Origin of the sequence: Formosa algae (genome assembly GCF_001439665.1) — a bacterium.
In the GTDB taxonomy this organism is placed as follows: Bacteria; Bacteroidota; Bacteroidia; order Flavobacteriales; family Flavobacteriaceae; genus Formosa; species Formosa algae.
Map to the genome: position 1 here is coordinate 168,338 of NZ_LMAK01000007.1, position 8,888 is coordinate 177,225.

General features: G+C 34.1%; 8 protein-coding genes. 4 read left to right on the top strand and 4 right to left on the bottom strand.

Annotated elements, in window-relative coordinates; genetic code table 11:
• Positions 1-12: 12 nt before the first annotated feature.
• From AST99_RS02760 to AST99_RS02770, 3 genes are all read right to left on the bottom strand, one after another.
• The gene (locus tag AST99_RS02760) at positions 13-951 is read right to left on the bottom strand and encodes a FecR family protein (RefSeq protein ID WP_057778885.1); all 939 of its coding nucleotides are present in this window, start codon (positions 949-951) and stop codon (positions 13-15) included.
• A gap of 98 nt (positions 952-1,049) precedes the next feature.
• Positions 1,050-1,628, bottom strand: coding sequence for an RNA polymerase sigma factor (locus tag AST99_RS02765; protein WP_157486283.1), 579 nt, complete (start codon positions 1,626-1,628; stop codon positions 1,050-1,052).
• Between the two features lie 177 nt (positions 1,629-1,805).
• On the bottom strand, positions 1,806-2,573 hold the full coding sequence (locus AST99_RS02770; protein ID WP_057778890.1) for a DeoR/GlpR family DNA-binding transcription regulator: 768 nt from the start codon (positions 2,571-2,573) through the stop codon (positions 1,806-1,808).
• A 284-nt stretch (positions 2,574-2,857) separates the two neighbouring features.
• Between AST99_RS02770 and AST99_RS02775 the strand changes: the two genes are divergently transcribed.
• The 4 genes from AST99_RS02775 to AST99_RS02790 are packed head-to-tail and all read left to right on the top strand — an operon-like array spanning position 2,858 to position 7,501.
• Complete coding sequence (locus AST99_RS02775; protein WP_057778892.1) at positions 2,858-4,417, top strand: glycerol-3-phosphate dehydrogenase/oxidase; 1,560 nt, start codon at positions 2,858-2,860, stop codon at positions 4,415-4,417.
• A 28-nt stretch (positions 4,418-4,445) separates the two neighbouring features.
• The gene (glpK, locus tag AST99_RS02780; protein ID WP_057778894.1) at positions 4,446-5,942 is read left to right on the top strand and encodes a glycerol kinase GlpK; all 1,497 of its coding nucleotides are present in this window, start codon (positions 4,446-4,448) and stop codon (positions 5,940-5,942) included.
• Between the two features lie 31 nt (positions 5,943-5,973).
• Positions 5,974-6,711, top strand: a complete 738-nt coding sequence (locus AST99_RS02785; RefSeq protein ID WP_057778896.1) for an MIP/aquaporin family protein — start codon at positions 5,974-5,976, stop codon at positions 6,709-6,711.
• A 22-nt stretch (positions 6,712-6,733) separates the two neighbouring features.
• Complete coding sequence (locus AST99_RS02790; RefSeq protein WP_057778898.1) at positions 6,734-7,501, top strand: hypothetical protein; 768 nt, start codon at positions 6,734-6,736, stop codon at positions 7,499-7,501.
• A 185-nt stretch (positions 7,502-7,686) separates the two neighbouring features.
• Here AST99_RS02790 and AST99_RS02795 read toward each other — a convergent pair.
• A partial coding sequence (locus AST99_RS02795) for a serine hydrolase domain-containing protein (RefSeq protein WP_057778900.1) occupies positions 7,687-8,888 on the bottom strand: 1,202 nt, incomplete at its 5' end.

The window sequence follows — 8,888 nt, forward strand, 5'->3', positions numbered from 1 at the left end:
TTCACATAGGCTTTAGTTTTTACTAGGTTTTGCGGTAATTTCTATAGTTTTATTATTAATATGTTTATACTTGATATCGTAGATAAAATGTAGACTCTCTAAAATATCTGCTAATGATTTATTCTTATATGTACCACTAATTGTACAATCTAAATAGACGTCTGATGTAATTATAATATCCTTATCGAATCTCTGATTTAAAATATTTACAACCTCGATTAAATTTGATGTATTAAATACAATAGACCCATCTACCCAAGCAGTATATCTTGTGGCTTGCACATGAGTTTTAAGAAACTTATTTGTCTCTTCAGACCACTGTACGCGTTCATTTTTAACTAACAGAACCGATTGTTCAGGATCTTTTATATTAGTTACTTGTACTTTACCAGAGCTAACCGTAACAGAAGGCGTAATACTATTATAATTTGAGACGACAAACTGAGTTCCTAACACTTGAGTTTTAAACGCAGCCGATGTTACAATGAAAGGTTTCTTTGGATTAGATTTAACTATAAAAAAACCTTCCCCTTCTAACATCACTTCTCGTGAATCTGACTTGAATGTTTTAGGATATTTTAATGAGCTTCCTGAATTTAAATACACTACAGAAGAATCACTTAAAAGAACTTTAGACTGTTCTCCTTTATGTGCAATAACTTCTATGTAATCTGAATTCTTATTGAAATAATATATAATAGATGAAGACACCAATAATAAAACCATAGCTGCGGCTACCGTTCTAAAATTGAATACACGAACTTTTTCTTTCTTTTTAGAAATTTTAGAATAGATATTATTCTTTATGGCAAGATTATACGTAACATCTGCTTCTTGTAGGCCTTCATTTTGAAACTTTTCTAAATAACGTTCTATCACCAAAGACTCTTTTTCTGAAGTCGTCCCTTTTTGATATTTGTTAAGTAAAGCTTTAAATTCGTTATCAGTCATAAATACTCTGTTTTCTACTAAGTATCTATATTTAAAAATACACCTACGTATTTTTTAAGGCTTAACGATTGCTTAAAGTTTTTAACGCTGAATTAACGTTAACACATGGCTGAGTAATGATGAATTAAAATAAGCATACTTATTTTAAGATTAAGATCGGAGTGTGATCTTAAAATACGAAGCGCTTTGTACAATTGATTTTCTACTGTACTTATAGACAAATTTAAACGACTTGCAATATCTCTAGGACTAACATCATCATAATACCTAAGTTTAAAAATTTCCTTACATTTTGAAGGTAAAGCCTCCTCTATAATACGTTCTAGTGCACTTAAAATTTTAGTATCGTAAGTCAATTCAGTCGGGAGCTCCTCTTGTAAAAATAACGCTTCAATATACTGTAAATCTACTGAAGTAAACTTTGATTTTTTTAATTCACTTATACATTGGTATTTTACCGCCTGATATAAATAAGCTTTTACATGAGTAATATTAGTAGTACACGATCTGCGCCAATAATCCAGAAAAACCTCCTGTACAATATCTTCAGAAACCGTTTGATTTTTTGTAATGTTGAAAGCATAAACATACAGCCCGCTCCAATGCGTGTTGAAGAGATTATCGAAATCAAGCTCTGTTTGCTGACTCATGTAAGTGGTTGGGTTAACTTTTTTCAAAGTTAACAACTTCAAGAACCTATAAGATTAAGCTTATGTAAAGTATTTGTTTAGGGATAATTATAAGAAGCATCTAAATTGTATCGCTCACAGAGACTTCTGTATACACTATAAAACCTATGCTATTATAAAAAAAGAGGTACACCCGTTCTTAAGACATGTATATATGGTAAAAAATTAAATAATAATTAATTCCATACCCATATCTATTAATTTATTTTTAGTGCGTTCATCGATCCCAGAATCTGTAATAATTTGATCGACATCTTCAAGACCACAAATTCTGCCAAATCCTTTTTTATTGAATTTTGATGAATCTGCCAATACTATAATTTTTTGAGAAGCTTTTATCATTTCTTTATTTAAAGATGCTTCCATTAAATTGGTAGTAGTAAGTCCGTAATCAAGATCAATACCATCTACGCCTAAAAATAATTTGGTAAATGTAAATTCCGCCAACATGCGCTCCCCAATTGGTCCAATTACAGAGGCTGAACTCGATCTTACCATACCTCCTAATTGCATTACATTAATCTCTTTATAATTTACTAATATCACAGCGGTATTTAGTGAGGCTGTTAATACGGTTAATCCTTCTAGAGGTTTAATATGTCTAGCAAATTCAGTAACAGTAGTCCCCGAAGCAATGATGACACTATCGTTTGCTTCTAACAACTCTGCTGCAGCCATGCCTATTTTCCTTTTTTCTTTCGCATGAATCTTCTCCTTAATATTTACAGAGTGCTCTGTAATATATGGATTAACCAGAATGGCTTTCCCGTGCGATCTAAATAGCAATTTCTTTTCTTCAAGAAGTTTTAAATCCTTCCTAATTGTTACTAATGACACTTTAAACTCTTCACTAAGTGCATTTACACTTACAAATCCGTCTGCTTCAAGTTTTTCTAATATCAGTTTATGGCGATCTATAATATTTAGTGACATTTGGTTTCGTTTTATACAAAAATAAAGATTACTACTATTATAATACCTACTAAAATCACATTTTTTGATAATTATCAAAAACCGAAACGAAACTATTATTAAATATTTCTCAAAATAGAAGCGCAAAATCATAAATACCTCACAAAAACAGAGCAATTATTATTAAAATAATCATAAAAAACACTTTGATTCAAAAAATAACAATTAAAAAGTTTTGTTTTGTTTCGTTTTGTTGTAAATTTATTCAAAATTAAAAAGACACTAAGCAATTAAACCAAGAAATCATGGATAGAAAATTAATGATAGATAAGTTAAAAGAAGATTCTAAAACTTACGATTTCGTCATAATAGGAGGTGGAGCAACAGGTATTGGTATTGCTCTTGAAGCTTCAGCAAGAGGTTATAGTGTTGCTTTACTTGAAAAATCAGATTTCACAAAATCGACCTCAAGTAAATCAACAAAACTAATGCATGGTGGTGTTAGATATTTAGCTCAAGGAGATATTGGATTAGTTCGCGAAGCTGTTGTAGAGCGTGGATTGATGTTGAAAAACGCACCACACATCACTAAAAGTCAATCATTTATCATACCAACCCATGGATTGTTTGATGAAATACTTTATACCGTTGGATTAACCTTTTACGATTTACTAGCTGGTAAATTAAGTCTTGGAAGATCGAAACGTATTTCGAAAGCCAAAACCTTAAAACGTATTTCACTAATTAATCCTGATAAAATCTCTGCTGGTGTCGTGTATTACGATGGTCAGTTTGATGACTCGCGTATGGCCATTAACGTATTGCAATCTGCTGTAGAAATGGGCGCACAGGTTGTCAATTATTGTGCTGTAGATAATTTAACAAAAGATGCCAATGGAAAGATTACAGGTGTTAAAGCTCATGATGAAACAGACGGTACTCAATTCGAAATAAAAGGAAAGCAAATTGTAAATGCAACTGGAGTTTTTGCCGACGATATTTTACAAATGGATAAGCCTGGAACAGAAAAAACAATAGCACCTAGCCAAGGTGTACACTTAATGTTAGACAAGTCGTTCTTACCAGGAGACGATGCTATTACTATTCCAAAAACAGATGATGGACGCGTGTTGTTTTTAGTACCATGGCACAACCGAGTTATTGTAGGAACCACAGATACTCCATTAAAAAAAGAGTCCTTGGAACCTGTAGCTCTTGAAGAAGAAATAGGTTTTATTTTGAGCACAGCTGGCAGATATTTAACAAAAGCTCCACAAAGAAGCGATGTTTTAAGTGTATTTGCAGGCTTACGTCCTTTGGCAGCTCCTAAAAGTGAAGGCAGCAAAACAAAAGAAATTTCGCGTAGCCATAAAATCTACACATCAGATTCTGGATTATTAACCATAGTTGGAGGAAAATGGACCACATTCAGAAGAATGGGGCAAGATCTTGTAGACGAAGCAGAGCAAAATCACGGATGGAAACATATCCCTTCAAAAACGAAACATTTAAAAATACACGGTTATAAAATAAATCCAGATTATAACGACCCCTTATATTTCTACGGTAGCGATAAAGCACCACTCTTAGAACTATCTCAACAGAATGGATGGAATACATCGCTTAGTGAATCTATGGGCGTGATAGAAGCTCAGGTTATTTGGGCTGTAAGACACGAAATGGCTTTAAGTATAGAAGATTTTCTAGCCAGAAGAGTACGTTGTCAATTATTGAATGCAAAAGAGAGTATTAAAATGGCTCCTAAAGTTGCTAAAATAATGGCAAACGAATTAGATAAAGATGATGCTTGGCAAACCAAACAAGTAGCAGACTACATAGAGGTTACCTCTAATTACATTTTATAAGTTAAATAAATCAAACAACTAAATTGACATGAAAAGTAAATTAATTTTAGCATTTGACCAGGGGACAACATCGTCTCGAGCTATATTGTTTAACCATGATGGAGAAATTGTAAGAGTGTCTCAAAAACCATTCGAACAAATTTTTCCAAAACCAGGTTGGGTAGAACATAACCCTAACGATATCTGGTCTTCACAAATATCGGTTGCTGCAGAAGTTGTTGCACAACACGGTATAGACGGAACAGACATTGCTGCGATTGGAATTACCAATCAAAGAGAAACTGTTGTGGTATGGGATCGTGAAACTAGCGAACCTATTTACAATGCCATCGTTTGGCAAGATAGAAGAACGTCAAGATATTGTGACGAACTAAAAGATGCCGGTCACGAAGATCTTATTAAAAAGAAAACAGGTTTAGTTATCGATGCCTATTTTTCTGCAACTAAATTAAAATGGATCCTAGACAACGTTGAAGGTGCTAGAGAAAAAGCAGAAGCCGGAAAACTTTGCTTTGGAACTGTAGACTGCTGGTTAATATGGAAACTAACCAGAGGAAAAATGTTTTTAACAGATGTTTCTAACGCAAGTAGAACCATGTTGTTTAACATCCATACTATGTCTTGGGACAAGGAATTAATGGATTTATTTAACATTCCAGAATCTATGCTCCCGGAAGTTAAACAAAGTAGTGAAGTTTACGGCACAACCGCGACTACATTATTTTCAACAAAAATTCCGATAGCAGGTATTGCAGGTGATCAACAAGCAGCATTATTTGGGCAAATGTGTACAAAACCAGGAATGGTTAAAAACACTTATGGTACAGGCTGTTTCTTATTAATGAACACCGGAAACAAAGCGGTATATTCTGAAAACAATCTACTAACTACTGTAGCTTGGAAAATAAATGGAGAAACAACATACGCTTTAGAAGGAAGTGTTTTTGTTGGAGGAGCTGCAATTCAATGGTTACGTGACGGACTTAGAACAATAAGAACTGCGCCAGGAATAAATTATTTAGCAGAAATTGCTGAAGATAATGGTGGGGTGTATTTTGTTCCAGCATTAACAGGTTTAGGTGCTCCATATTGGGACCAATATGCAAGAGGTGCTATTCTTGGAATTACTAGAGGAACTACAGATGCACATATTGCACGAGCAACATTAGAAGGTATTGCTTTCCAAGTATACGACATTGTAAAAGCGATGGAAGCCGATGCTGGAGAAAAAAGTATTGAACTTCGCGTTGATGGTGGTGCAACTGCTAGCAACTTATTAATGCAAATACAATCGGATTTATTCGGATTTAAAATTATAAGACCTAAAACACTCGAAACTACTGCAATGGGTGCTGCGTATTTAGCAGGACTTGCCGTTGGTTATTGGGACAGTATAGACGACATACAATCACAGTGGATTGTTGATAAGGAATTCTTTCCAGAAGCTTCTAAAGAGAAAGTTGACAATATGTTACACTACTGGCATAAAGCCGTTAAATGTACACAAAATTGGATCGAAGAATAAATGCTAATCAATAACCAAAAATTTTGAAACTATGTCAATTTTAATAGCTGAAATATTAGGCACCATGTTAATGATTCTGCTGGGTAACGGTGTTGTTGCTAATGTTGTTTTAAAAAACACAAAAGCAGCTGGAGCAGGATGGATTGAAATCACTACCGCATGGGCCTTAGCCGTATTTGTAGGTGTAATTGTTGCAGGCCCGTATAGTGGTGCCCATTTAAATCCCGCCGTAACGCTAGGCCTAGCAGTTGCTGGTAAAATTTCTTGGGCTGTTGTCCCTGAATATGTTGCTGGAGAGTTAATCGGAGCCATGTTAGGAGCACTTCTTGTATGGGTTTTCTATAAAGACCATTACAAAATAACCGATGATGAAGAAGGCATGTTAGCTTCTTTCTGTACCGGTCCTGCCATTAGAAATCCACTTAGCAATTTAATGAGTGAAATCATAGGAACTTTTGTTCTCATATTCGTGATATTTTATATCGCTGGTCCAAGTCTTGATATGGGTGTAGAAGGAGCGCCTCAAGCAGTGATTGGATTGGGTTCTATAGGTGCATTGCCTGTCGCATTTCTTGTGTGGGTTATTGGTTTGGCTCTAGGAGGTACAACAGGGTATGCTATTAATCCTGCAAGGGATTTAGGGCCTAGAATTATGCACTCTATTTTGCCTATAAAAGGTAAAAGTGATTGGGGATACGCCTGGATTCCTATTGTTGGCCCAGTAATAGGATGCGTTATAGCAGCCTACTTATATATGGCTATAATGTAATTATTTTCTTAAGCTAAACATCATGAAAAAAATACTCATAATATTCATAGCACTCTTAGCAGTGCAAATCAGTAGTGCGCAAGACTCAGAACTTAAAGACAGTCCGATAGATTTTAATGTAGATGTAAAAACAAACCATTTGTGGAGAGGTTTAGTCATTACAGATAAACCTATGGTTGCTGTATTTTCTAAAGTAAATTTAGAAAATACAGGAAGCTTTACAGCTGGATTTTGGGGCGGTATGGCAGTCTCTAATGAAAGTGACGGCACGTCTTATAAAGAAATAAATTACTATGCTCAATACGCCAATAACGGTTTTTCTATAGGAATTTGGGACTTATTCAATACCCGAAGTGTAGAGAATCCAGACATTTGGAACTATGATAAAGAAACCACTACTCACCTATTAGATTTAAGAACCTCTTATACTTTTAATGAAAGTTTTCCTTTACGGTTAGAAGCAGATATATTGTTATATGGTAGTGGAGATTCTCAATTAGATGATGATGGCGATTTCGAACAACGCTACTCGACTTATATAGAAGTATCATACCCTATAATTAGAGATTCTAAAGTGAATTTGAACGGTTTTGTTGGTGCAGGTTTTTCATTAAATGGAGACACACACTTGTATGGTGATGGCGAACAAAATTTCGATTTAGTGAACGTTGGACTCACAGCTTCAAAAACGCTTCGATTTACAGATTTGAGTTTCCCTGTTTCCGCAACCACAATGTGGAATCCCTCTTTAAAAATTGCTAGAGTACAATTAGCCGTTAATTTATTTTAACTTTTAGCAGATAGTTTACATATAAAAGCCCTTTTCTTCTTAAAGACCAAGAAGTAAGGGGCTTTTATTATATTACAGATTTTCAATCATTGATACACCTAAACCAAATAAACATTTCTAAAAAGTAACAGCGTTTATGGTCTTGATTATTTTGAAAATTTAATTAAAAAATTAGTACGCATATTTTATATTCTATCTTCCTGAATAATTCTAATAAGCTCGCCTAACATGTCGCTGTTATTTGTAACTCCAATGTCTAAATAATCCTTTTGAAGTTTAATTAAGTTTTCCAAATCCCAATCTATATCTTTATGGTCTTTATACCATTGGCTTATATCTTCAATATCTAGTTCACAAGACTTCAATGTAAACAACTCACTTGCTTTCACTTTCGGAAATTGCAATGGTTTATTATTCAAAAATCCATCAACACTAGCTCTTATTTCTTTTAAATAAGCTTTACTATACGTGTTGTTTAAAATTATCACCAAATCTCGGGTCTCTATGCTCCTACTTATGTACGCTAGATTTCCTGCCCAGCTTCCTGTATGAAATACAGTTTTACCGTGTATACTATCGTCTTTAATATGCCATCCGTACCCATAATCTGAAGCCTCTTTAGACGGTGGATGTGGTGTAAAAGCCAAGGCTTTGGAAGCTGAATTAAATATAGAATCGCTATGTAAAAACTGATCCCATTTTATTAAATCATTTACACTAGACGATAATCTTCCAGACCCCAAGCGTCCGCTTAAAAAACGATAATAGCCTTTATTTGGTAGTGTTTCTGGAATGACATGCTCACAAGTCTCTATATTAAACATATAACCTGGCGCATAATTGTCTTTATCCCAAATGCTATCTCTTTCAATAAAAAAAGTATCATCCATGTGCATTGGAGTAAATATTTTCTCAGATAAATAGTCTGCTAAAGTTTTTCCACTTGCTGCATTCACTATTTCAGCTAAAAAAATATAACCCGTATTTGAATATTTATATTTTTCACCTGGAATACTTAAAAGCGCTGGTTTATTTATTTTATAATACTGAAGAATATCTTTATTATATGCAATTTTTGATGAGTCCCAATGTGTTTTAAAATAAGCCGAATAGTCTGCTAATCCTGAAGTGTGAGATAACAATTGCGAAATTGTAATCTCTTTATAAGGAAACTCTTGACCTAAATAGGTATAAGCAAAATCCGTAACCTTTAATTTATCATCTTGTTGTAATAACAGGATTGCTGTAGCCGTAAATTGCTTAGAAACCGAAGCTATTTCCATAGATGTATTCGGTAAAAAAGGCGTTTGCGCTTTTAAGTTCGCAATACCATATGCTTTTTTAAAGATTAACTTCCCTTTTCGTTTAACCGCCACTGCACCGTTAA